Source organism: Pantoea sp. E956-1 (genome assembly GCF_982223955.1).
In genome coordinates, this window is sequence record NZ_CEUYZP010000003.1 from 360,661 (window position 1) to 382,845 (window position 22,185).

Here is a 22,185-nt window from a genome sequence, read left to right on the forward strand (position 1 = left end):
AGAGTTAACTGAGGAAGCGTCAAAAAGCGCTCCCGTGTCCCGGTATCCGGTCCTGAAAACAGGGATCAGGCCATCAAAGCGCATCTTGCGTTGACCTGATCGGCTTTATGCAACGTGGAAATGGGTAAGCTGACCGCCGGATGCGCCGACCATCAGCGCTTCTCCGCCCGGATGCCACGCCAGGGTGCTGACGGAATGGGTTATTGCGCCGGTGGCAACAACCAGACGCCGCTTCGGATCATAGATGTACAGACTGCCGTCCTCTGCACCACTTGCCACGTATGAGCGGCGCGGGTGAGAAGCCAGAGCCGTTATGGGTGCCTTGTGAAAATCCTGATAATCAGGTGTCGTTCCTTCCGGGCCCTTTCCTTTACAGTCCCATATAATTAATGCCTCACCGCCTGCGGTAAAGAAAAACCGGCTGTCAGGGCTCCATCCAATCAGCCGGACTTTATTATTATATCCGTCCATCTGGAACTCATTGTTTTTGCGGGTTCTCCAGAAATGTATCGCACCTTCCTGGCTGCCTGCAGCGATGACATGGCCGTTCGGGCTGCTGGCCAGACTCAGCAGGGAACCCTTCCACACATACTCCTTCACGGGCGCGACATGGTCGGGATGCCATCGCAGCACCTGACCGTATCCGCTGGTTAACAGGCTGCCGTCAGTCTGCCACTGGAGGCCGGTCAGCGTGTTGTCAGCCGCAGCGAAAAAACTGACAGAGTGGCCCGCATCATTCCAGATGTTGAGCTGCTTCCCGGTGATCGCTGCCAGCAAACGCTCTGGCGACCAGTCGAGTTTTTCCACCCAGCCACGTCCGCCGGCATAACGCTGCGTAAGGTTTCCTGACTGCGCCTGCCAGATGTTAATAATGCCGTCCTGGCCTCCGCTTGCCAGCGCTGTACTGTCAGGCGCCCACGCGAGTGCTGTGGTGCCCAGACCGTGAACGCAATTGCGCCATAACGGCTCACTGCTCTGAGCGTAAACGGCAACACTGCCATCTGCGCAGGCCACCGCGATCAGGTTGCCATCCGAAGAGAAACAGACCTGATTAATATAATCCTCTTCTGAAGCATGCCAGGTTTCTTCCAGAGTCATGACGGCAGATGTCAGATAAGACATGCTTTGACTCCTTCTGTCAGCGCCTGACGGTTAAGCCCACGTCCGATAAAGATAATTTCACTCATCCTGATTTCGTCCTGCAGCCACTCCCGGTCGGTGTTGAAGTCCATCAACATATGCACCCCCTGAAATACCACGCGGCTTTGCTGTCCGTGAATATTCAGGATGCCCTTGGACCGGAAAATATCCTCTCCCTGAATGGACAGTAAAATGCGCAGCCACTGGCTCAGTTTCTCTCCGCAAAGTGTGCCTTCCAGCGTAATGCCCACAGATGTAATGTCGTCGTCATGGCTGTGTGCCGCACTGAACGTGCGGGCAAGCACAGGTGATGCCACTACGCCGTTATGCTGCAGCGTAAGAGCAAACTCTTCCGGCCTATGCTCGGTTGCCAGGGCATAGCAGCCCTCTGTTTCGATATTGATACACAGGATGGTTTCCTGCGCCTGCGGGACAGGCAGAGCCAGCAGCTGCGCGGCAGGCTGAATACTCTTTTGTGCCGGATGAACAAGATGATCGGCATGAAACAGCGCCTCAGCCCTGGCGATAAAAGCAGAGAACGTATCATCTGATGTATCTTTTACCGGCATGAATACCGCGCCAATTTTTGGGTCAGGACCGTTTGTAATATGCAACGTATGCCGCCCGGGGGTCAGGTGAAAAATGCCTGCCCATTCGAACGGGGATTCCGGCTCAAGAAACCGGGGGCGCTCCTGCAAAATACGCTTCAGGTCAAATCCACCGATATCCAGCACCGTCGGAATAGCGATCTCTGCATTAACGGTGCGGTGCAGGCGTGCAAGAGCATTCATATTGCGGATCCGGCTCTCAAGTACGGCAAGTTCATCCTCTGAGGCAAGATCGGTTTTATTGAGCAAAATAACGTCTGCAAAAGCAATCTGTTCTCTCACTTCATCACTGGTGTCCAGATGAAGTCCCACGTGGTGTGCATCGACCACGGTAATAATGCCATCCAGCTTCAGCGCTGCTTTGATTTCTTCATCGACGAAAAAAGTCTGGGATACGGGGCCGGGATCGGCCATACCCGTTGTCTCGATCAAGATCCGATCGAACTTATCACGACGGCGCATCAGACTGCCGAGTATACGAATCAGATCGCCCCGCACCGTGCAGCAAATACAGCCATTATTCATTTCAAATACTTCTTCGTCGGCATTAATGACCAGCGCATCGTCAATGCCAATTTCACCAAATTCGTTTTCAATAACCGCGATACGCAGGCCATGTTGTTTACTAAGAATATGGTTCAGAAGTGTAGTTTTCCCTGAGCCCAGAAAGCCGGTAAGGACGGTGACGGGAACACGATTATCTTCCATTATGTTTGGCCTCTTTCAGAAAGGTGGAGCGCGTACGGCACGCTGATAAACATGAGAGCGCCATACTGGCCATGCATCAGATACCGGTCTTGTCAGGGATTGACAGGGTAATGATCATGCCACAAAATGTTATGTTATAACATAATGATTATACGGTGGCGTCTGGCTGTGAAAAACAAAATTTTTTTAACGCTGTTTATGCTGTGTAGTGGGCCCGTAATGAGTGCAGAGGCAACGACTTATCCGTTAACCATTGAAAACTGCGGCTTAAAAGAGACCTTTACGTCTTCCCCGACGCGCGTGGTGACTATAGGTCAGCATGAAACTGAGCTACTGCTGGCGCTGGGGCTTGAAAAGAATATTCGTGGCACCGCTGTCTGGTTCAGTAAGCTGCCGCCCGATCTTGAGCAAAAAGGGCGCTCGCTGAAGCGACTTGCGGATAACGCCCCCAGCTTTGAAGCGGTGGCGGCTCAGAATCCTGATCTGGTTCTGGCCCAGTACAGCTGGCACGTTGGGCCACAGGGTGAGGTGGCAACCCGTACGCAGTTTGAGCAGCTCGGCATTAAAACCTGGATTTCACCTGCTGACTGCCTGGGCAAATCCGTCACTGACCGTTCAAACGGGGACGGCGCGCGAACCACGCCCTACACGCTTGATTATATTTTCCAGGAAATCAGAACGTTATCTGCCATATTCAATGTCAGTGATCGCGGTAAACAGCTGGAGAAAACGCTTTCTGACCGCATTGCTGCCGCCCGTCAGCAGGCCGGTAACCCGGCGCAAAAGCCACTCAGGATTGTCTACTGGTTTTCCAGCAGCCGGCTGAAAGGCGACCCGTGGGTGGCGGGAAACGACGGAGCGCCCGGCTGGATAAGCAAAACGCTGGGCGTGGAAAACATTGTGAAGTCACATGAAGAGTGGCCGGCTGTCACCTGGGAACATATTGCGCAGTTGCAGCCTGACATTATCGTTATCGCCAGTATGGAAAGACGGCTTTACCCGGCTGATGAGGTATCGGTAAAAAAAACGTTTCTGCAAAATGATCCGGTCACGCGGGAAATGCCGGCAGTAAAACAGGGCAACATCGTTATTGTACCGGCCATGTCACTGAACCCCTCACTGCGTAACGTGGAGGCGGTGGAACTTATCAGCAGACAGATTGCGGCACGACAGAAAAAATCATGAAGCACAACGTCGACTTATCGGGCCGGGTCGTCCTGTTTATCCTGGCCGGCATAGCCAGCCTGCCATGCATGATGATCCTCGCTTCAGCCACAGGCGACATGCCGGTTTCTTTTGCCGTCACGACAAAAGCCATCAGCAACGGCCTTGGCATCACTCATTTTGTTTTACCGCCCGTTGAAGAAGGCATTATCTGGCAGTACCGCATGAGCCGAACACTGATGGCGGCCTGCAGCGGTGGCGGGCTGGCGCTGAGCGGGCTCGTACTGCAGGCACTGCTGCGCAATCCACTCGCCGATCCCTATCTGCTGGGCATCTCGGCTGGTGCATCCACCGGGGCCGTCTGCGTCATGCTGCTGGGCATAGGCGGGGGCGTGCTGACCACAGGCAGTGGCGCATTTGCTGGCGCCTGTACCGCCTTCGCGCTAATCATATTGCTTTCAGGCGGTATGCGTGAAAACAGCGGGCGGATTATCCTGGCCGGTATTGCAGGTACACAGCTGTTTAATGCCCTTACCGCTTACATCGTCAGCACGTCTGCCAATGCGGAACAGTCGCGCAGCGTCATGTTCTGGTTACTGGGCAGCCTGAGCGGCGTGCGCTGGCCAGATGCCATGCTGGCGCTTGCGGTAACAACGTCAGGCTTACTGGTTATTCTCTGCTATGCGCGCTCGCTGGATACGCTGACCTTTGGAGAAGAGGTTTCCGCCACGCTGGGCACGCGCATCCTGACCGTTCGCATTGTTCTGTTGCTTACCACAGCGCTGATAACCGCCATCATTGTCAGCTCAATTGGCGCGGTGGGGTTTGTCGGGTTGGTCATTCCGCATGTCACGCGTATGTTCACCGGCGCAAAGCATCTGGTTTCTGTGCCGGTGACTTTCCTGGTCGGATGCCACTTTATGATAATGGCCGATCTGGTATCAAGAACGGCAATAACGTATCAGGTGTTGCCGATTGGCGTGGTGACCGCGCTGGTTGGTGCTCCTGCCTTTGCCTTTATTCTTTACCGCAACCGGGGAAAATCATTGTGAAAATGATCGTGGACAGGCTGAGCGTGAAACTGCAGGATCATAACATTCTGAACGATATCTGTTTTGAAGCGGGGCCCGGTGAAACGCTGGGCCTGCTGGGGCCAAATGGCTCGGGAAAATCGACCTTAATCAGGGCGCTCGCCGGCCTGATTTCTTCTGCCCGGCCGCATGTTGAACTGAATGGTTTAACGCTACAGAATACTTCACGGCAACGTCTGGCGCGCAGGGTTGCTTTTGTGCCACAGCATGCGAGTGCCGATGCGGAGCTTAGTGTTGTGGAGATTGTCCGTCTGGGGCGCACGCCTCATCGCGGCGCATTCAGCTGCTGGAGCCGGGTGGACCAGGATGCTGTACAGGAAGCAATGGCGCTGATGCAGCTGGAGCCGCTGGCAGACAGAGCATGGCACCGCCTTTCCGGTGGCGAACGGCAGCGTTGTCAGATTGCCCGCGCTCTGGCGCAAAAACCTGACGTACTCCTGCTTGATGAGCCAACTAACCATCTTGATATTCAATATCAACTGGAGCTGATGCGTCTGATAACCGCTCTGCCAGTAACGGTTATCGTTGCCCTGCATGACCTCAATCTCGCAGCCAATTACTGTCAACAACTGGTCATTCTTAAGGAGGGCCGTCTTGTGGCCGCCGGTACGCCGCCCATGATATTGACGGCAGGACTCATCCAGTCAACGTGGCGGGTCGACGCCCTGATAAATCGCTCGGAAAAAGGAACAATCAACATTTTGTATGCCTGACGGCAGCATGTGTTTGCACGGGTTGAAAAGCTGTCGTTCACGTAAGGAAGATACAGCGCAGGAAGCAACTGACTGCTACCATACTCTTCGGTTTCGGGTGTGTTCTCATCACCCAACGCGCGCAGTCATCCTTGCGCGCTGTCAGCCGCTTCAACGTTGAAAAGCCCGGTATCAGGCGCCTCCTCCAGACAGACCTGCCCGAATGATGATGTCATGATTCTGGCGCATGGATTTAGTGAATACAGGATTGCCATAAGTCCGGATTTTTCATAGTCACTGACGAGATCCACACCCTTCACCTACGGCCAATTCCAATACCGGCCGCATTAGCGGCTAACCCTGTACTTCACATCTATAATTCAGTGACTCAGGCCCATGTGCGCGATCCGGCTAGCCGATTAATCAGCGTAGGGCGCTGGGCTTCATAGTGTCAGCGATATTTCGATATTCACTCCCCTGATGATGCCGGCCGGGTTGAAGACACTCATCATTTACAGAAATAAGGATGCCTCATGATCTTTTCTCTCAAAAATCAGGTTGCGCTGGTTACCGGTGCCAGCTCGGGTCTCGGCTATGCCTGCGCAGAAGCACTCGCTAAAGAAGGTGCCTGTGTGGTGATTAACTACCATAGCCAGGCGGAGCCGGCCGGGGAGCTGGCTGAGAAAATCCGCGCCGATGGAGGCCGTGCAATTGCTGTCAAAGGAGACGTGTCGAAAGAGGCGGATGTAGAGAATCTTTTTGACCAGACGATCAAGGAATTTGGCAGGCTGGATATCCTGGTGGCGAACTCAGGACTCCAGAAAGATGCCCCATCTATTGAGATGACGCTTGAGGACTGGAATACCGTTATGGACGTGAACCTGACTGGCCAGTTCCTCTGCGCGCGCGCTGCGTTGCGGCAGTTCAAGCGCCAGGCGCATCGCCCGGAAATCAGCAAAGCTGTCGGTAAGATTATTCATATGAGCTCGGTTCATCAGCTCATTCCCTGGGCCGGACACGTCAACTACGCCGCATCAAAAGGCGGCGTAGACATGCTGATGAAAAGTCTGGCTCAGGAAGTGGGTGAAGAACGTATTCGTGTCAATGGCGTGGCACCCGGCGCTATCGCTACCGCTATCAACGAGGAAAGCACCCAGGGTGAAGCGGGCAAAGCGCTGTTAAAGCTCATTCCTTATGGGCGTATCGGTGTGGCTGAAGATGTGGCGAATGCCGTCGTCTGGCTTGCCAGTGATCTCTCTGATTACGTTCATGGCACCACACTTTTTATCGATGGTGGAATGAGCCTTTATCCCGGATTTCGCGACAACGGCTGAGTGATGCGTCACTGTCCCTGGTGGGTGACCGACTGATTGATAACCCGTTAGCAGGAAATCTATCCGGAACGGGAAGTCCGGATTACCTGTTCCCGCCGTTCATAATAAAACGCCAGCGGGCTGGAAAGTTCAGTCCAGGCCGCAACGGCCTGGTTAAGGTTGAACGGAAAAGGCATCCATTCAATCTTTACAGGCATCCGGCTTTACAGGCATCCGGGCTGAGCAGACGCGTACTGCAGACCTCCAGAATTTCATCAGCAAGCCCGGAACTATCCGGGCAGGCACGCGAAAGCATCAGGGCACCCACAAGATGCGCGAGCGTATTGATCAGATCCGCACGCGTGACCTGTTCCGTTTCTAAAACGGCAAGCTGTCGTTCAATTCCGGCCGCAAAGGTCTCGCGGATGGATTCAGACTGGCGCGCTGCATCGGTGCCCAGGGCCGACATGACACACCCTTTTGCCATATCATCGCGATGCTGCCGGGAAAGGTAATATTCAACGAACTTTTCCCGACTCGCCCCTTCAGTTTTTTCCGCAGATTGCGCGAAGCCGCAGTTCATCGCTTCGGCTAACAAATCGGCTTTCGACCCAAAGTGCTTGTAGAACCCGCCATGCGTTAACCCTGCGGCTGACATCAGTTCAGCGACGCCTACCCCATCGTAACCCCGCTCACGAAAAAGTTCTGACGCCGTTTCAACGATTCGGTTCCTGTTTTCGCGAACCTGCTCTTTTGACACTTTCATCTTTTCCTCCTGAAACTGAGCTTAAGTATACATTGATGATGATCATAATCAAACCGGTTGACTTTAATGATTACGATCATCATCATTAAATCAGTTTACTGACCCGCTCATCCGCAAAGGAATAACCATGACGAATCAATCCTTATTTCAGCCCTATGAACTGGGATCTGTCACGCTTGCGAATCGCATCGTGATGGCCCCGCTGACACGTAACCGGGCAGGCGCAGGTCTGGTGCCAGGTGAACTGGCAGCGACTTACTACGCTCAGCGTGCCACAGCAGGGTTACTGATTACCGAAGCTACGCAGATTTCAGCAGAGGCTCAGGGCTATCAGGATACGCCGGGGATCTACACGCAGGCCCAGATTGAGGGCTGGCGTAACGTCACAAACGCGGTTCATGCCAGAGGCGGACGGATATTTGTGCAGTTATGGCACACAGGTCGAATTTCACATGTCGATTTACAGCCAGAGGGTGCCGCACCCGGTGCCCCGTCAGCTATCCGTGCTGAAACCAAAACCTTCGTGAATAACCATTTTGTTGATGTTTCAGAACCCAGAGCGCTTGAGCTGAAGGAAATAAAAGGCATTGTTGCCGATTTCAGAAAGGCATCAGCCAATGCGATGACCGCAGGTTTTGATGGCGTTGAGATACACGGTGCAAATGGCTATCTGCTTGAACAGTTCCTGAAAGATGGTGCCAATCAGCGTACCGATGAATATGGCGGTTCAGTTGAGAATCGTGCGCGGTTGTTATTAGAGGTCGTGGAGGCGGTGAAAGATGAGATCGGCGCCGCGCGGACGGGCGTTCGCATCTCACCGGTCTCACCTGCTAATGCAATTTCGTGCAGCGATCCGCAGCCACAATATGACTACCTGGCAGAGCAACTTGATGCTTCAGGTATCGTTTATCTGCATGTCGTTGAAGGTGCGACGGGAGGTCCCCGTGATGCCTCGCCGTTTGATTACGCTTCGCTGCGTCGCCGCTTTAAAAACACCTACATCGGTAACAATGGCTATGACCTGGCGCTGGCGTCTGACCATCTTGCACAGGACAAAGCCGATTTATTCGCGTTCGGTCGCCCCTTCATTTCTAACCCTGATCTCGTCGAAAGACTTAAGTCGGGAGCGCCTCTGGCCCCGCTCAATCCTGAGACACTGTATGGCGGTGGTGCGGAGGGCTACACCGACTATCCATCGCTTAGCGGTAACAGTTAATCACTCTTCAGGTATCACGGTTAACCCTGCATCGCTAACGGCGATTTTTATCAAACAAATGAAGAAGATAAAATTATGACTCGTACATCAGTCCTCATTACAGGCGCATCAACGGGTATTGGTGCTGTTTACGCTGAGCGCTTTGCGCGTCGTGGACATGACCTTGTTCTGGTTGCTCGCGACAAATTGAAATTAGAGGCGCTGGCAGAACGGCTGCGGCAGGAATGTCATATTTCCGTCGATGTGCTGCCTGCCGATCTCACACTGGCGAGTGATTTAGCGGCTGTTGAAGCACGCCTCCGGGAAGACACGCGGATAGGCATTCTGATCAATAACGCAGGTATCGCTCAGTCGGGCTCGTTTACCGGGCAGACGCCTGACTCCATCGAACGCCTTATTGCCCTTAACGTCACTGCCCTGACGAGACTGGCCAGTGCTGCAGCAGGCCGGTTCGCAGAAGCCGGAGAAGGTTCGATCGTCAATATCGGTTCCGTAGTCGGTCTCGCCCCGGAATTTGCAATGACGATTTACGGCGCAACAAAAGCCTTTGTTCTTTTCCTCTCTCAGGGAATGAACGTTGAGCTGTCGTCAAAGGGCGTCTATATCCAGGCGGTGCTCCCTGCAGGTACATACACCGAAATCTGGGATCGTGCCGGTATCGACATCAGTAACGCTTCAAAAATGATGGATGTGGGTGAACTGGTTGACGCCGCGCTGGCGGGTTTTGACCGCCGCGAGCGCGTGACGATTCCGCCATTACACAATGCTGAATGCTGGGATGTTCTTGATGCCTCCCGTCAGGGTCTGCTCTCGGACATCAGACAGGAAGAAGCCGCAGAGCGATACAAAACCCTTTAGCTAAGCCCGGCTCAGCAGAATCTTTTACGGGGTTCCGCTGAGCGGTAAATCGACCATGAATCATTCGTCTCTCTTCTCTGAAGGGAAAATGAACCCAATCACACGAGCGTATCCGGAATGAGTCAACAACGTGTAGCACTGGTGACCGGCGCCTCTTCAGGTATCGGCGAAGCCTCTGCCAATAAACTTTTAGCCGCGGGTTACAGGGTATATGGCACCAGCCGGCGTGGCCCACAACCAGGTCAATACGCCTTTCCACTACTGGCGCTGGATGTCACGGATGACACGTCGGTGAAGAGTGCCATTGAGGAGTTGATTCGGCTGGAGGGCCGAATCGATCTCCTGGTGAACAACGCCGGTTTTGGGGTAGCGCCAGCAGCGGCGGAAGAGAGTTCAGTTGAACAGGCGAAGCAGATCTTCGATACAAATTTTCTGGGGATTGTCAGGCTGACGCGCGCCGTGCTGCCTCACATGCGACGTCAGGGCAGCGGGCGCATCATCAATATCGGTTCCATTCTGGGGATCGTGCCGTTGCCGTATGTGGCCCTCTATGCGGCCAGCAAACATGCAGTCGAAGGGTATACAGGCGCACTTGACCATGAACTGCGCACGCTGGGCATCAGGGTTTCTGTCATCGAACCGGCATACATAAAAACGCAGTTCGAAGCTCACAATATTGAACCGGATGCAAAACTTGAAGAGTACGACCGTATCCGCGCTAAGTTAACGAAGGTGGTCAGTAAGGCAATGGCTGAAGCGGAAAGTCCGGAGGTTGTAGCGGAAGTAGTGGTTAAAGCGGCTCAGACTTTACGGCCACAGGTACGCTACACGGCAGGAACGCTCGCCGCAAAATTGCATTTCATCCTCCGATTTGCCCCGGCAAAACTCCTGGATAAGGTCGTGCGGAACAGCCTTCAGCTGGATGCCAGAAATTAAAAAATCACATTTTCGCCACAGGCCGCCGGTATCTGTTATTTCAGCCGTGTCCGGTTTCGTTGAATGAAGGCATAAGCATATTAACCGGCAAATCCTTATTCCATTATTTATTACGTTGCTCCCGGGAGCCGCTTTTTGCTCAGCAACAGAGGCACCTGAAAGCCGGTACTAAACATCAGAGGATAAACACCAAATGAAAACCAGGACGATGCGAGCCTTTACGTTTAAACGCTACGGGAAATCACCTGAGCTGGGATTTGAAAATGTAGATTACCCTTCCCCCGGTGCCGATGAAATCCTGGTAAAAGTCTATGCCGTTGGTCTGAATCCCATTGATAACATGATCCCCGGCGGAATATTCAAACCGATTCTGCATTTTAAACTTCCGGCAACGTTAGGCAGTGATTTGTCAGGCGTGGTTATTGCAACAGGAAGTCGGGTGACTCGTTTCAAGCCGGGCGATGAGGTCTTCGCCAGCATTTTCGACACGGGAACAGGTTCACTCGCCGATTTTGCACGCGTTCCTGAACATCTCGCGGCTATCAAACCTGAAAATCTGGATTTCATTGAGGCTGCTTCGCTGCCGATGGTTAGCCTCACCGCCTGGCAGGCGTTTACAGAGAGAGCACAGCTGCGGCCTGGACAGAGCGTATTTATTCCGGCAGGTTCGGGAGGCATTGGCACTATTGCGATCCAGCTGGCGAAACATCTTGGCGCAAAGGTCGCGACGACGGCCAGTTCACATAACATAGAGTGGGTGAGTCGGCTTGGCGCAGATGACGTAATTGACTATAAAAAGCAGCAATTTGAAAAGGTGCTGAGTGGTTACGATCTCGTACTCGGCACGGTGCGGGGAGAGGCGATTGAAAAATCCATGCAGATTCTTAAACCTGGCGGAAAGATTGTTTCTCTGGTCGGTCCATTAGACGTTAATTTCGCGCGAGCCAGGCAGCTGAATATCTTGCTGCGGATGATATTTGCCCTGATGAGTCGCAAAATTATGCGACTTTCGAAAAAGCGCGGTCTGGATTATTCATTTCTCTTTGTTCGTCCTGATGGCGATCAACTCACCCAAATCGGCAAACTTATAGAAGCAGAACACATCAAACCGGTGATCGACAGGGTGTTCCCATTTGCAGACACAAAAGATGCCCTGGCTTACCTTGAACAGGGACATGCAAAGGGTAAAGTCGTGGTTAAAATTCATCAGGAATAACAACCAGATCTGACGTGGAAAATAATTATTAACCCTGGCGGTAGCGCCTGAAGTCAGAATGCTGGCCTGCTGACTAAGCATCTGCTTCCCAGACCCCGCTGTCGTTATGCACTCTGTGTTAATGTTAACGTCATACGGTTTTGCTCTGAGGATTGCGACATGTCTCCCTTTTATCAACTTACTGCCACCAGCCTGAATGGCCAGCTTATTCCGATGGCCGACTACACTGACAAGGTGGTTCTGGTGGTAAATACCGCCAGCCATTGTGGATTCACGCCACAATACGCAGGTCTTGAATCGCTCTATAAAAAATACGCGGCTCAGGGGCTGGTAGTGCTGGGTTTTCCCTGCAACCAGTTCGGAAAGCAGGAACCCGGCGGTGCCGAAGAAATCGCGCAGACATGCCACATTAACTTTGGTGTGAGTTTTCCGATGTTCGGGAAAGTTGAGGTCAATGGCACCTCAACGCACCCGATATTTCGTTACCTGAAAGATGAATTACCCGGCGTGCTGGGTGGTCGTATTAAGTGGAACTTCACTAAGTTCCTGATCGGGCGCGACGGCAAACCGATCAAACGATTTGCCCCGACCACCACCCCGGAAAAAATGGAATCCACCATTCTTGCTGCTCTTTGAGCGAGGTATTTTTGCCCTCTCACTGTCAATGACGGGATTACCCCTAAACTGTTTCTATCTGCTCCATCAGGCAGCACCGGTAACTCATCGACGTCTGTTCAGTGCCAGAAACGGGCGTTAACTGTGAGTCGCAGAACGCATAGTCGCGTTATTCCCGGTTTTGTCAGTCAGTCCGGATATAACCGCCAGAATCAGTGCTATAAATGAGAGTATCGCGCCTGCCCGGTCAGGTGACTGAAGACCAAAACCGGCCGCTATAACTGCCCCTCCCAGCCATGCACCGAGGGCATTACCGAGATTAAAGAGACCTATGTTAACGGCTGCAGCCAGCGTCGGAGCCCCTGCCGCCCGCGCCCTGAGTACAAGTGGCATAGCAAATATCCTGTCAGTTAACCTATTTTTTGTCTGAGCTGCGCGTAATACGTGCCGGCTTACGTTTGAAGAACCGGCACATGACACGGCGATGGCAGCAGGGCAGACAGGATATAAGCTTGCTGAAAGTTGAGAAATAACCCTGAAATCGACTGAGTGGTGATAAAAATTCTACTTAAGGGCGCCAAAGTATCCTTTTTCGGCCCGACTTAGCAGTTCATCGACAATAAGCCTGACCTTGGGGATCAGATGCCTTGTCCGGGGCCAGACAACGTTCAGCTCAACGGGTACGGGCATATGATCGGGCATAACAGCAACAAGCCTGCCCTCATCAATATGGCTGTTCACCATCAATTCCGGAAACTGGGCAATACCTGCTCCTGCCAGGCAGGCCTGAAGCATGGCGTCTCCGTCGCTTATCTGGTGTGCCGAGGCCGAGATAAACTTTAATTCCCGCTCCCCGGCTGGCCGCAGCCGCCAGGCAAGCGGTGCCCCCCGCCGGTAACCCATAATGCAGCAGTGTTTTTTTAGCGCATCGACATCAAAGGGCTGACCATGCCGCTCAACATACGCGGGAGATGCGCAGAGCATGAGACGCTGCCGGCTCAGACGACGCGCAATCAGTTCATCGGTGCTTTGCAGTTCGCCCAGGCGCAGTACCAGGTCAACGCCCTCCTCAACCGGATCAATCAAACGGTCGTTAAAGGTCAACACCAGACGCAGGGCTGGATAACGATTCATCACTTCAAGCAACACCGGCATCATCAGATTGCGTCCGAATGATGCTGGCATGTCTATACGCACCGTTCCGGCAGGATTGTCCTGCCGCCGGCTGAGCGTATTTTCAGCCGAGTCCAGAATTTCCAGCGCAGAGAGGCAACTGGTGAGATAGGCCTCTCCGTCACTGGTCAGGCTTAGCTTACGGGTTGAGCGGTGAAACAGCCGCGTTCCCAGCCTCTCCTCAAGCCGCGCCACGCTTTTTCCGACGGCAGATTTTGTAATGCCCAATTGCTCCGCAGCTTCAGTAAAGCTGCTGGACCTGGCCGTTGTGACAAAAGTCGTGATTCCTCGCAAGGATTCCGCTGTAAACCCGGTAGACATAAAGTTGACTCTCTGGCGACTCATAGCGTGTTTATCGATGTGTAATTCTATACCAGGCTTAAGTCCGTTCGAAAACAAAGTGCCGGCACCTGCCGGCGTATCCATATTAAAAACACGGGGAGCAGTCATGTCACAGACAAGACCTTTGAAATTTGTCTCACTGCTGGGCAGTCTTCGCGCGGATTCTTTTAACGCCGTCGTAGCTCGCAATCTTAGCCTGCTGGCGCCGGCAGGCGTGGATGTCAGCGAGCTAAGTTCTGTCGGGGAAATACCGCATTACAACGCTGACCTGCAGGCTCAGGGGTTTCCTGAATCGGTTCTGGAAATGGGACAAGCGATAGCGGCAGCAGACGGCCTGATTATTGTCACACCTGAATATAACTATTCTGTGCCGGGCGCCCTGAAAAATGCGCTGGACTGGCTTTCACGTCTTCCGGATACCCCTGTCGCCGGTAAGCCCGTCGCCATAATCACTGCGTCACCCGGTGCCATAGGTGGCGCAAGGGCGCAGTATCACCTGCGCCAGATTCTGGTCTTTCTCGACGGCAGAGTGCTTAACAAGCCAGAGGTCATGATTGGACAGGCCTCATCCCGGCTTGATCCGGAATCCGGCCGCATAACGGATGCGGATACCCGTGACCATATTTCGGCTCAGCTTAGTGCGCTCGCGACAATGGCGGCCCGCCAGGGCTGATTAATAACATTACTCACATCTGATCAACCACAGGGAGAAAACTATGTCTACCAACGTTATTCGCGGTATGGACCACGTCGGCATTACCGTTTCTGATATTGATGAGGCTACCCGCTTCTTTTCTGACGCCTTTGGTGCAGAAGTTATTTATGACTCCGTCTCGCCTTCAGACGACGACGTAAAAGGCGAAGAAACGGAAAATATTCTTAACCTGTTTCCGGGAACGAAAATTACCACGGTCAGAATGATGAAGCTGAAGCACGGCCCGGGATTGGAACTTTTTGAAATGAAGGGGCCAGAGCAAAGTCAGCCCGTGCGACCCAGCGATTATGGCCTGCAGCATTTTGCTGTTTACGTTGATGACATCAACGAGGCTATCAGCCTGTTTGAGCAGGCTGGCGGGAAAATGTTTACTTCTCCTCAGCCCCTGATGTTTCCAACTGAGGTGGGAGAGAATAACTTTTTCTGCTATGGCCGCACGCCGTGGGGCAGCGTCATTGAACTGATTTCTTTACCTTCAAAGCTGCCGTATGAAGACCATACCTCTCTGCGCCGCTGGAAGCCCTGAGTGTAACCGGGTGCGCCAGCGCAGGCGTACCCGTCAATACTGAACGTCCGCTTCTCGTTCAAAGCTGACATGCCCACGAATAATCTTCGACTCATACCCACGTACAAGACAACTGCTTGCAGCTGGAGTGGCTGGTTTTCCAGGCGGCCCCTGTAACGCCGCCCCGGCACGTATCACATACATGTCCGGGAGGGCCCACTTCTGGTTTCACTATGAATGTTGACACCTGCAACATCCTGCTCACAAGAGAGTGAAAATCATTCCTGAAACCGATTAAGGTTCACAAGTTGTCGCAGCATCTCGATATGAATCGGTTTATCATTAAGCGCCGGTATGTAAGTAAACGATGTTCCACCCGCATGCATAAAAATCTCCCTGTTCTGCTCATCAAGCTCCTCAAGCGTTTCTAAACAGTCTGATGCGAACCCCGGGCTGATTACATGCAGGCTTTTTATTCCTTCATTCGGTAGATTTTTAATTGTCTCATCAGTAAAAGGCGTTAACCATGGCTCTCTGCCGAATCTTGACTGGAACGTCATCAATATTTTCAATGACGGCATATTGATTGCTTCAATGAGTAATTTTGTCGTTAACTCACATCTTTCCTGGTATCGGTCCCCCTCTTTGACAAACCTGACCGGTATACCATGATATGAAATCAACAATGCATCTGGAATGCCGTTAGCTTCGAAAGATGCCTGAACGGATGCTCTTAACGCTTCAATGTAGGCAGGGTGATCGGCATAGTCATTGATGAAATTTATGGAGGGTGTATACCGGTTCTTCATTATCTGCAGGTGACGGCTCACGCTATCCCAGACAGAAGAAACGGTCGAAGATGAAAACTGGGGATACAAAGGAATGACGATAATTTTATCGACGCCTTTTTCCAGTAGCCTGTCAATTGCACCGCCTATACCCGGCTCGCCATAACTCATCCCCAGCTCGACGGGCATACCTGTCACTTCTTCAAGCGCACGGGCTTGCCTGACGCTGTAAACCATGAGAGGGGAACCTTCCTCCATCCAAATCGAAGAATATAATTTCGCCACTCGCCTTGCACGTAATGGGATAATCACGCCATGTAGAATGGGGCACCAAATGATTCTCGGTAAGTTGACCACTCTGTAGTCATGCAGAAATTTAGATAAAAATTTCTTTACCGCAACAGGCGTTGGTTCTTTTGGTGTTCCCAGGTTAACAATCAAAACACCCTGTTTATTCGTCATTAGGTGGGACCCTCAAGGCCATTATCACTAACTCACTCATGCCAGTCACTCCGTAGCAGTTTGTCTTAAAGGCCTCAATTTGAGCTCATTTTGTAGAAATAATTCAAATGCAGATTTACTGTTTCACGGCTTATGATGCTATGAATCTGATTGCAGCCATCGCTTTTACTCAACGATCATGATTTTAGGACATATCATCAATGAAAACATTACTTTCTCTATCGTCAGATTTGATCGGTGCGGGGCTACGCGACGTCATCATTGAAGCCGGGGTGTGGAGGAGTTAGTTGGAGGAAGTGAGAGAAACCGCATCTGGATGCCCGCGCAGATGCATGCCTTAGGCTTGATCTTTTTATGCGTATAAGTGATGAAGGCGACTGACCTGCTCCCTGTTAATTCTTACAGAACGCTTTTAGCAATGTCCGTTACTCGCTCAAAGCGGACTGACACGCCTCAACAACTTACCACTGCTTTTACCAGGCTGGACGAGGTTGCCTGAACTCGTTTCGGGTAATGTCGTCAGCAGGCGAGCCGCGCAGCGGTGCGACAGCAGAATTTAATAGTTACAATATACTAATGCGATTTAATAACCGGCGGAGGATTAGGCCGGCGAACCGGCCTGAGGCATTATCAGATGGCGCAATAAACGCGCGCTTCACGTGGCGTGTAGATACCAAACGTCACCACGCTCAGTAAGCCATTAACAAACGTCTGCTGCACTTCAACCCGGTTAACTTTTTCCTGGCCGCCGCACACCTGCGCCGCATCAATGCTCTTACGCTGACCGATACCTGAAACAAAGAACGGCTGGCTGGTGGTTTTCGTCGCCGCGCCAACTTGATTCTGTTTCATTACGAAAGTCTGCTGCGCACAGCCGGTTAAACTCAGAGCCAACAACGCCGCAACACAAAGCTTGTTCATAAATGTCCTTATCGCCTGAAATGAAAAAATAAATGCTGAGTGAAATCATCACTCAGCCAGCAATCAGGTTATCGACAACGAAAGCGGAAACTTGAGAAAGATTTTTAAGTACGCTTAACGGATACGTTTTGCTGAATAGTACAGCAATAAAAAAAGCCCCTGCACAGCAGGGGCTTTTTGTGTTTACCGCAGCGTTTCCGCTTAGTGAGTCAAATCGTAGAAGAACTTTTTGACGCCATCGAGAAAGCTTTTTGAATGCGGACTGTTCTTCTCGCCCGCCGCACCACCAAAGCGCTATTCCAGTTCACGCAGCAGCGACTTATGCTTCTCGCTCATAGCGGACCCAGGGCTGCCGTCAGTACGTTTTGTGCCAGTAGCGGACGCTGAAGCCGTAATACCATCTTTGCATGATGCAACAGATAACGGTATGTGCATATTTTTTGTAAGGTAAACAAAATCTGATCGGGAATTCATCAACCACCAAGGATAATTGCCCATGCCAACCCCCACACTTACAACAGATCGGTTGCTTTTGAAACCATTAGTCGCCGAAGATGCTAAGCAGATCCAGACGCTTTATCCCCGCTGGGAAATAGTCCGCTATATGGTGGCATCGGTCCCCTGGCCTTATCCAGAGAATGGTGCAGAGAATTACGTCAATAACGTTGCTCTGCCTGACATGGCGAGAGGAATTGCATGGTTCTGGACTATCAGAAATCGTGAGATACCAGATAAAGTCATGGGCTTGATCTGTCTTTACGATGAAGAAGATAACAATCGTGGATTCTGGCTCGCACCGGAATATCAGGGTCAGGGCTATATGCGTGAGGCTAGTATTGCGGCTACAGATTACTGGTTCAATGTGTTGAATAAGCCGGTGTTACGCGCACCTAAAGCAGCCCTTAACAGCCGCTCTCAACGTATTTCGGTCACTAGCGGAATGCGGCTTATCAAAACTGTTAAGAAGGAGTATGTCAGCGGCCTTCTGGATTCTGAGCTTTGGGAAATCACCCGCGATGAGTGGAATGCTCGAAAATTTCAATGATACCAGGAATACCACGTCCGCTTCGCTCTCATAACAGACATGCCGGTCCACTGGCTGCTGCCTGCCAAAAGCGGAGCTCTATAAGAGTTGTAGAAGGTCAACTACCACGATGCTTCTCTAATCGAATAAAAGCGTCATCTAATGTTGTCTTATTACCCCAGCCGAGTTGCATGTAGAATTTGGCCGCACGGCTGTTTTTATCTGTTTCCAGCCAGGCAACTTCGTGATGTTTGAACAACTCTTGTTCCGCAATCTTTGTAAGTCTGCGACCGATGCCTCTGCCTTCATAGGCAGGCAGGACAAAAAGACCGTAAAGCGAGCCTTTCTCCCTTAAAATCATCGAAAAACCCACCACTTCATCATCATCTGTTGCAACCCATGTGCAACGACCCTCTTTGATCATATTGCTCACGGTAGTTTCGGTGATGCCCATCTCCCGCATCTCTTCACGGCTCAAATGATTTTCGGCGACTGATGTTCTGACAGCGAACATACCTTCAACGTCAGACAATTGAGCTGGTCTTATATGTATATTCATTAGTCTTATTCCATTTATGACAAAAATAAATTTTAATCATATCCTTTACAGAATGATTGAACTTTGAGCGAAATCGCTGCTGCATATCATGTCCGCTGCTCGCTCATATTGGACGACCATAATCACATCTCCTAACCCAATGGAGATTGAGCATGACAACATCCCCCTGGAACAAAAGCCGCATTATCGGCCAGAAACGGCCTCTTCAGATCTCTCATATCTGGGGAATTCGTATCCGTCTTGAGCTGGAAGGAAAAGTACGCGATTTAGCTCTGTTTAACATGGCTCTGGACAGTAAACTTCGGGGCTGTGATCTGGTTAAGCTAAAAGTTTCTGATGTGGCCTATGGGCACTCTGTTTCGGGCAGAGCGACAGTGCTGCAGCAAAAAACGGGAAGCCCTGTTCAGTTTGAACTGACTAAGGGAACCAGAGAGGCTGTAGCCGCGTGGATTAATATGGCTCATCTACGTAGTAGCGACTATCTGTTCCAGTCCCGCGTCGGTTCTTCACGACATATCTCAACCAGGCAATATAACCGTATTTTTCATGGATGGATTGATAAGCTAGGTCTCGACGAGACTCTGTACAGTACACATTCTATGCGAAGAACCAAGCCATATCTGATCTATAAAAAAACGAAGAATCTTCGAGTGATCCAGCTACTGTTAGGTCAAAAAAAACTCGAAAGTACAGTCCGTTATCTCGGTATTGAAGTGGATGATGCCCTGGAGATATCTGGGTCTATTGAAGTTTAATTTGTGAGGGCTGCAACAGCAGCCCTGTGCCAGAAGCGGAAGTTGCTCCCCCACAACATTATGCGTTGGTCACTGGGGATCAGGTCGTTTTCAATGAGGTCTATGTTTTTCTGAATGCCAGTTAAACGCAAACGTGATGACTGGTAAGGGCGTTACTGACGTAGCGGTGAATCATCAACGCTGGCGGGTCATTCGGAGGAGGAGAGTTTACTGTTCCAAACCAGACAGGATTAGCGGGGCAAACGGAGCCACAAATGTATGCAGGTATGCCCGCATACGTGCCCGCTATTGGTCTGTGGACATGGCCTGAAGAAATGGCGAGTAATCTGGCCGGGGCGCGTCTAATCAAATCTTCCATCTCAGGCAGACCTCTGCACATCGTTTCGTCTAGCGTTGGTATACCAGACGCAAATACGTGATGGTGTAGAAACAGCAATGACGGAGGGCTGCATGCATCGCTAAGTTGATTATCCAACCATTCCAGATGGTCAGTCACACTGCCGTAATCTTTATAATCAATCGTCGAATCCAGACCAATCAGGCGAATGTCACCAGTGTTATGAATTATGTGCAGGGCTTCTCTTTGGGCATCGTGCGCCCATCTGTTCTCATCCCAAACAGAACGCATCAGACCTCGGTCGTCTGAGTTACCCGGCAGGATCAACGAAGGGTAATTTTGCTGATTAAGGCGGTGAGCTATGTGTTTATAACCTTCCTGGCAATGCCCATCCGTTAGATCGCCTGTAATTACCAGTACGTCCGGCTGCAGATGCGTAAGCCAATTTAGTACCTGGTCGAACCTAAATAGATGGTTATTTTCGGGTGAGGCGTGAATGTCTGAAACTTGCGCTATCAGCATAAAGACCTCATATGATTACTGGGTGGGAACAAGTCTGTTATTCATGGCCATGAATCCGGTTTCAAATTTCATGTTTTTCACCACTATGGCAACAATGGATAGATTAATTAAGATCAGTAATCCAATTGTTACGGTGAATCAGGCTGGCAGCAAAGACGGTAGGAAATTCACAATGAATCGCTAAGTTCAATTCCGACTGCTCATAGCCAATGTTAGCAGGGATGCGCAACGTCCGCTCTTCGCTCAGAGCAGCCAGTCGATGCGCTAACATCACGTTTTCAATCCGTCACCGTTTACTGCGCTGCCTAACGTGTGCGGAACCCCCGCGATTTCTGTTCCTCTGGGCTTCCTTTCTTCCCATAGTCTGCCAATTGGCCTGCAGTTCTGTGCAGGATTTAATCAGCAGAATTTATTGCTGGCACTGGCGGGTCAGCCTGAATGCGCCTATCCGTGGCAGACAAGAACACCAGCGGTGTGGGCTGGTCGCTAAAGACCCTTTCAGAAGCATCGCCTGATGCTTTTTTCCAGGACGTGTAAGCGACGACCTCCTCTCTGCTATTTTTTGTCTCGAAAATAGCGGGGAGAGGCGACCGGCTCATAAAGTCACCTGGAAAACTTTAGCTCACTGCTCACGGTTGACATGACTCTCCGTAACAGGCATACCACTTTGTCAGTTTTGCCGTTAACGAACAGGTGAACAACCGGGAACTTCCGCTATCGAACGATCTGATATTGTGAGTATTTGCGCTCGTCGTCAGAAGCGGAATAATGTCGATATCGGTGGTTTTAATCTGTAGAAGTAACAACTCAGGGCTGAAAGAGCAGGAGATGAATATGCAATCAGTTCGCCTCATGGGTGACGGATACGAACCTCATGTGACACAGGAGGAAGGTAAACTGACCTACTCATTGCCTGTCGATTCTGGTTTTATCAGCTATGAATTTGCCTTTGAGATCAGCCGGCACGATCTGGATATTCTGCTTTCCGATGATTACAGACGTGCCGTGCTCGAAATTACTGCGCATACCTTGCTCCAGCGTTCGACGCTAAAAGGGTATGACCGCCTTACCCAGAAAAACTTCAATAAACTGGTCACGAACACCCTTCACTCCACACCCGATTTCCTGCAAACATTCATTTCTCAGATAAGCCATGAACATCACATTGTTATTGAGCATTACGTGAAAGAAATCATGGACCGACGTTCTGCCTCACAATGAGTACAATGAGTACTAAAGAACACATTTAAACTTTTTGAAGTGAAAGCGACTGTCCCTTCAGGAGGGATATAAAGTGCAAAACAGTGTCCTGCGATAGCTCTACACCTGAACATTCAGATAAAAGGGGGTTTTTACAGAGTGAGTTGTGAGTTCTGTCAGGATCTATGTGTTAAATACGTTATACGGGAACCTCGTCAGTTGAGCCTGGCAATACGTATTGCACATAACGCAGTTAAAGAAGAGATCATTTCCGAAGTTTCAACCATCAATAACTGGAATCAGTACACCTTTTCTGAATGTGCTGAACAGATGATTTGGGGCGATATCGTTGATTACCATTTTGCATGTAATCATTGCGGAACCTCGTTCGTGCTGGGAGCTGAAACCTATCATGGCAGTGGGGGTTACTGGTCTCCCGAAAGTGAAAAACCAACAGAAATAATAAACTGACGCAAAAAATTGCCATACGCGGAGTTGCGCGAACTCACTCAGGCCAGTTCATCACAGACGTTTGAGTGAATTCAGTAACCTGTCTCGC

General features: G+C 51.2%; 23 protein-coding genes and 2 pseudogenes. 15 read left to right on the forward strand and 10 right to left on the reverse strand.

Annotation, left to right across the window (positions count from 1 at the left end):
- Positions 1–105: 105 nt before the first annotated feature.
- Positions 106–1,122 carry a WD40 repeat domain-containing protein gene (locus AC0T7J_RS12275; RefSeq protein WP_473794493.1) on the reverse strand — a complete coding sequence of 339 codons (1,017 nt, stop codon included), beginning with the start codon at positions 1,120–1,122 and terminating at the stop codon, positions 106–108.
- Positions 1,110–2,456: a CobW family GTP-binding protein gene (locus AC0T7J_RS12280; RefSeq protein ID WP_473794495.1), complete on the reverse strand. Its 1,347-nt coding sequence runs from the start codon at positions 2,454–2,456 to the stop codon at positions 1,110–1,112. Before AC0T7J_RS12280 ends, AC0T7J_RS12275 begins: the two co-directional genes overlap by 13 nt.
- Before the next feature lie 162 nt (positions 2,457–2,618).
- Here AC0T7J_RS12280 and AC0T7J_RS12285 point away from each other — a divergent pair, with 162 nt between their 5' ends.
- The 4 genes from AC0T7J_RS12285 to AC0T7J_RS12300 all read left to right on the forward strand — a co-directional run bounded on the left by AC0T7J_RS12285 (position 2,619) and on the right by AC0T7J_RS12300 (position 6,737).
- Entirely contained in the window at positions 2,619–3,641 is a 1,023-nt protein-coding gene (locus tag AC0T7J_RS12285) for an ABC transporter substrate-binding protein (protein ID WP_473794606.1), read from the forward strand.
- Positions 3,638–4,672, forward strand: a complete 1,035-nt coding sequence (locus tag AC0T7J_RS12290; RefSeq protein ID WP_473794497.1) for a FecCD family ABC transporter permease — start codon at positions 3,638–3,640, stop codon at positions 4,670–4,672. Before AC0T7J_RS12285 ends, AC0T7J_RS12290 begins: the two co-directional genes overlap by 4 nt.
- Positions 4,669–5,424, forward strand: coding sequence for an ABC transporter ATP-binding protein (locus AC0T7J_RS12295; protein WP_473794499.1), 756 nt, complete (start codon positions 4,669–4,671; stop codon positions 5,422–5,424). Before AC0T7J_RS12290 ends, AC0T7J_RS12295 begins: the two co-directional genes overlap by 4 nt.
- A 512-nt stretch (positions 5,425–5,936) precedes the next feature.
- A complete protein-coding gene (locus AC0T7J_RS12300) occupies positions 5,937–6,737 on the forward strand; it encodes an SDR family oxidoreductase (RefSeq protein WP_473794501.1) in 801 nt (266 codons plus the stop codon).
- Positions 6,738–6,924: 187 nt separating this feature from the next.
- Here the strand turns inward: AC0T7J_RS12300 and AC0T7J_RS12305 are convergent, their stop codons facing one another.
- A complete protein-coding gene (locus AC0T7J_RS12305) occupies positions 6,925–7,482 on the reverse strand; it encodes a TetR/AcrR family transcriptional regulator (RefSeq protein ID WP_473794502.1) in 558 nt (185 codons plus the stop codon).
- 127 nt (positions 7,483–7,609) lie between these two features.
- On the opposite strand from AC0T7J_RS12305, the gene AC0T7J_RS12310 reads away from it, so the two are divergent.
- The 5 genes from AC0T7J_RS12310 (at position 7,610) to AC0T7J_RS12330 (ending at position 12,344) form a co-directional block, all read left to right on the forward strand.
- Positions 7,610–8,698, forward strand: coding sequence for an alkene reductase (locus AC0T7J_RS12310; protein WP_473794504.1), 1,089 nt, complete (start codon positions 7,610–7,612; stop codon positions 8,696–8,698).
- Between the two features lie 75 nt (positions 8,699–8,773).
- Positions 8,774–9,556, forward strand: a complete 783-nt coding sequence (locus AC0T7J_RS12315) for an SDR family NAD(P)-dependent oxidoreductase (protein ID WP_473794506.1) — start codon at positions 8,774–8,776, stop codon at positions 9,554–9,556.
- Between the two features lie 117 nt (positions 9,557–9,673).
- Positions 9,674–10,492: an oxidoreductase gene (locus AC0T7J_RS12320; protein ID WP_473794508.1), complete on the forward strand. Its 819-nt coding sequence runs from the start codon at positions 9,674–9,676 to the stop codon at positions 10,490–10,492.
- A 193-nt stretch (positions 10,493–10,685) separates the two neighbouring features.
- On the forward strand, positions 10,686–11,708 hold the full coding sequence (locus tag AC0T7J_RS12325; RefSeq protein ID WP_473794510.1) for an NADP-dependent oxidoreductase: 1,023 nt from the start codon (positions 10,686–10,688) through the stop codon (positions 11,706–11,708).
- Positions 11,709–11,867: 159 nt separating this feature from the next.
- On the forward strand, positions 11,868–12,344 hold the full coding sequence (locus AC0T7J_RS12330; RefSeq protein WP_473794512.1) for a glutathione peroxidase: 477 nt from the start codon (positions 11,868–11,870) through the stop codon (positions 12,342–12,344).
- A gap of 117 nt (positions 12,345–12,461) precedes the next feature.
- Here the strand turns inward: AC0T7J_RS12330 and AC0T7J_RS12335 are convergent.
- Both AC0T7J_RS12335 and AC0T7J_RS12340 read right to left on the reverse strand, forming a co-directional pair.
- Positions 12,462–12,701, reverse strand: a pseudogene (locus AC0T7J_RS12335) (MFS transporter); the annotation flags it as partial.
- Positions 12,702–12,887: 186 nt separating this feature from the next.
- Positions 12,888–13,817, reverse strand: coding sequence for a LysR family transcriptional regulator (locus tag AC0T7J_RS12340; protein ID WP_473794607.1), 930 nt, complete (start codon positions 13,815–13,817; stop codon positions 12,888–12,890).
- 127 nt (positions 13,818–13,944) lie between these two features.
- On the opposite strand from AC0T7J_RS12340, the gene AC0T7J_RS12345 reads away from it, so the two are divergent.
- Positions 13,945–14,511, forward strand: coding sequence for an NADPH-dependent FMN reductase (locus AC0T7J_RS12345; RefSeq protein ID WP_473794514.1), 567 nt, complete (start codon positions 13,945–13,947; stop codon positions 14,509–14,511).
- A 43-nt stretch (positions 14,512–14,554) separates the two neighbouring features.
- Positions 14,555–15,079 (forward strand): VOC family protein, encoded by a 525-nt coding sequence (locus tag AC0T7J_RS12350; protein WP_010670676.1) that lies wholly within the window; start codon positions 14,555–14,557, stop codon positions 15,077–15,079.
- Between the two features lie 257 nt (positions 15,080–15,336).
- On the opposite strand, the gene hemH is transcribed toward AC0T7J_RS12350, so the two are convergent.
- The 3 genes and pseudogenes from hemH to AC0T7J_RS12365 all read right to left on the reverse strand — a co-directional run.
- Entirely contained in the window at positions 15,337–16,308 is a 972-nt protein-coding gene (gene hemH / locus AC0T7J_RS12355; RefSeq protein WP_473794516.1) for a ferrochelatase, read from the reverse strand.
- 630 nt (positions 16,309–16,938) lie between these two features.
- Positions 16,939–17,229, reverse strand: a complete 291-nt coding sequence (locus tag AC0T7J_RS12360; RefSeq protein WP_010259114.1) for a Bor family protein — start codon at positions 17,227–17,229, stop codon at positions 16,939–16,941.
- Positions 17,230–17,430: 201 nt separating this feature from the next.
- A pseudogene (locus AC0T7J_RS12365) lies at positions 17,431–17,565 on the reverse strand (molecular chaperone DnaJ); the annotation flags it as partial.
- A 160-nt stretch (positions 17,566–17,725) separates the two neighbouring features.
- Between AC0T7J_RS12365 and AC0T7J_RS12370 the strand changes: the two are divergent.
- On the forward strand, positions 17,726–18,274 hold the full coding sequence (locus AC0T7J_RS12370) for a GNAT family N-acetyltransferase (protein WP_143990876.1): 549 nt from the start codon (positions 17,726–17,728) through the stop codon (positions 18,272–18,274).
- A gap of 97 nt (positions 18,275–18,371) precedes the next feature.
- Here AC0T7J_RS12370 and AC0T7J_RS12375 read toward each other — a convergent pair whose 3' ends face one another.
- Positions 18,372–18,812 (reverse strand): GNAT family N-acetyltransferase, encoded by a 441-nt coding sequence (locus tag AC0T7J_RS12375; protein ID WP_473794519.1) that lies wholly within the window; start codon positions 18,810–18,812, stop codon positions 18,372–18,374.
- A 152-nt stretch (positions 18,813–18,964) separates the two neighbouring features.
- Here AC0T7J_RS12375 and AC0T7J_RS12380 point away from each other — a divergent pair, with 152 nt between their 5' ends.
- Positions 18,965–19,567 (forward strand): tyrosine-type recombinase/integrase, encoded by a 603-nt coding sequence (locus AC0T7J_RS12380; protein WP_473794521.1) that lies wholly within the window; start codon positions 18,965–18,967, stop codon positions 19,565–19,567.
- A 121-nt stretch (positions 19,568–19,688) separates the two neighbouring features.
- Here AC0T7J_RS12380 and AC0T7J_RS12385 read toward each other — a convergent pair whose 3' ends face one another.
- Positions 19,689–20,426, reverse strand: coding sequence for a metallophosphoesterase (locus AC0T7J_RS12385; RefSeq protein WP_473794523.1), 738 nt, complete (start codon positions 20,424–20,426; stop codon positions 19,689–19,691).
- Between the two features lie 834 nt (positions 20,427–21,260).
- On the opposite strand from AC0T7J_RS12385, the gene AC0T7J_RS12390 reads away from it, so the two are divergent.
- Positions 21,261–21,647: a hypothetical protein gene (locus AC0T7J_RS12390; protein ID WP_473794525.1), complete on the forward strand. Its 387-nt coding sequence runs from the start codon at positions 21,261–21,263 to the stop codon at positions 21,645–21,647.
- A 198-nt stretch (positions 21,648–21,845) separates the two neighbouring features.
- Positions 21,846–22,097 carry a hypothetical protein gene (locus AC0T7J_RS12395; protein ID WP_010670662.1) on the forward strand — a complete coding sequence of 84 codons (252 nt, stop codon included), beginning with the start codon at positions 21,846–21,848 and terminating at the stop codon, positions 22,095–22,097.
- Positions 22,098–22,185: the final 88 nt, after the last annotated feature.

Bases quoted from the DNA above. Each gene is read 5' to 3' on its own strand.
- AC0T7J_RS12330 (WP_473794512.1), top strand. From the start codon at position 11,868: ATGTCTCCCTTTTATCAACTTACTGCCACCAGCCTGAATGGCCAGCTT.
- AC0T7J_RS12390 (WP_473794525.1), top strand. From the start codon at position 21,261: ATGCAATCAGTTCGCCTCATGGGTGACGGATACGAACCTCATGTGACA.
- AC0T7J_RS12360 (WP_010259114.1), bottom strand. From the start codon at position 17,229: ATGAACAAGCTTTGTGTTGCGGCGTTGTTGGCTCTGAGTTTAACCGGC.
- AC0T7J_RS12350 (WP_010670676.1), top strand. From the start codon at position 14,555: ATGTCTACCAACGTTATTCGCGGTATGGACCACGTCGGCATTACCGTT.
- AC0T7J_RS12325 (WP_473794510.1), top strand. From the start codon at position 10,686: ATGAAAACCAGGACGATGCGAGCCTTTACGTTTAAACGCTACGGGAAA.
- AC0T7J_RS12280 (WP_473794495.1), bottom strand. From the start codon at position 2,456: ATGGAAGATAATCGTGTTCCCGTCACCGTCCTTACCGGCTTTCTGGGC.
- AC0T7J_RS12340 (WP_473794607.1), bottom strand. From the start codon at position 13,817: ATGTCTACCGGGTTTACAGCGGAATCCTTGCGAGGAATCACGACTTTT.
- AC0T7J_RS12305 (WP_473794502.1), bottom strand. From the start codon at position 7,482: ATGAAAGTGTCAAAAGAGCAGGTTCGCGAAAACAGGAACCGAATCGTT.
- AC0T7J_RS12320 (WP_473794508.1), top strand. From the start codon at position 9,674: ATGAGTCAACAACGTGTAGCACTGGTGACCGGCGCCTCTTCAGGTATC.
- AC0T7J_RS12385 (WP_473794523.1), bottom strand. From the start codon at position 20,426: ATGCTGATAGCGCAAGTTTCAGACATTCACGCCTCACCCGAAAATAAC.
- AC0T7J_RS12375 (WP_473794519.1), bottom strand. From the start codon at position 18,812: ATGAATATACATATAAGACCAGCTCAATTGTCTGACGTTGAAGGTATG.
- AC0T7J_RS12310 (WP_473794504.1), top strand. From the start codon at position 7,610: ATGACGAATCAATCCTTATTTCAGCCCTATGAACTGGGATCTGTCACG.
- AC0T7J_RS12370 (WP_143990876.1), top strand. From the start codon at position 17,726: ATGCCAACCCCCACACTTACAACAGATCGGTTGCTTTTGAAACCATTA.
- AC0T7J_RS12315 (WP_473794506.1), top strand. From the start codon at position 8,774: ATGACTCGTACATCAGTCCTCATTACAGGCGCATCAACGGGTATTGGT.
- AC0T7J_RS12380 (WP_473794521.1), top strand. From the start codon at position 18,965: ATGACAACATCCCCCTGGAACAAAAGCCGCATTATCGGCCAGAAACGG.
- AC0T7J_RS12300 (WP_473794501.1), top strand. From the start codon at position 5,937: ATGATCTTTTCTCTCAAAAATCAGGTTGCGCTGGTTACCGGTGCCAGC.
- AC0T7J_RS12345 (WP_473794514.1), top strand. From the start codon at position 13,945: ATGTCACAGACAAGACCTTTGAAATTTGTCTCACTGCTGGGCAGTCTT.
- AC0T7J_RS12290 (WP_473794497.1), top strand. From the start codon at position 3,638: ATGAAGCACAACGTCGACTTATCGGGCCGGGTCGTCCTGTTTATCCTG.
- AC0T7J_RS12275 (WP_473794493.1), bottom strand. From the start codon at position 1,122: ATGTCTTATCTGACATCTGCCGTCATGACTCTGGAAGAAACCTGGCAT.
- hemH (WP_473794516.1), bottom strand. From the start codon at position 16,308: ATGACGAATAAACAGGGTGTTTTGATTGTTAACCTGGGAACACCAAAA.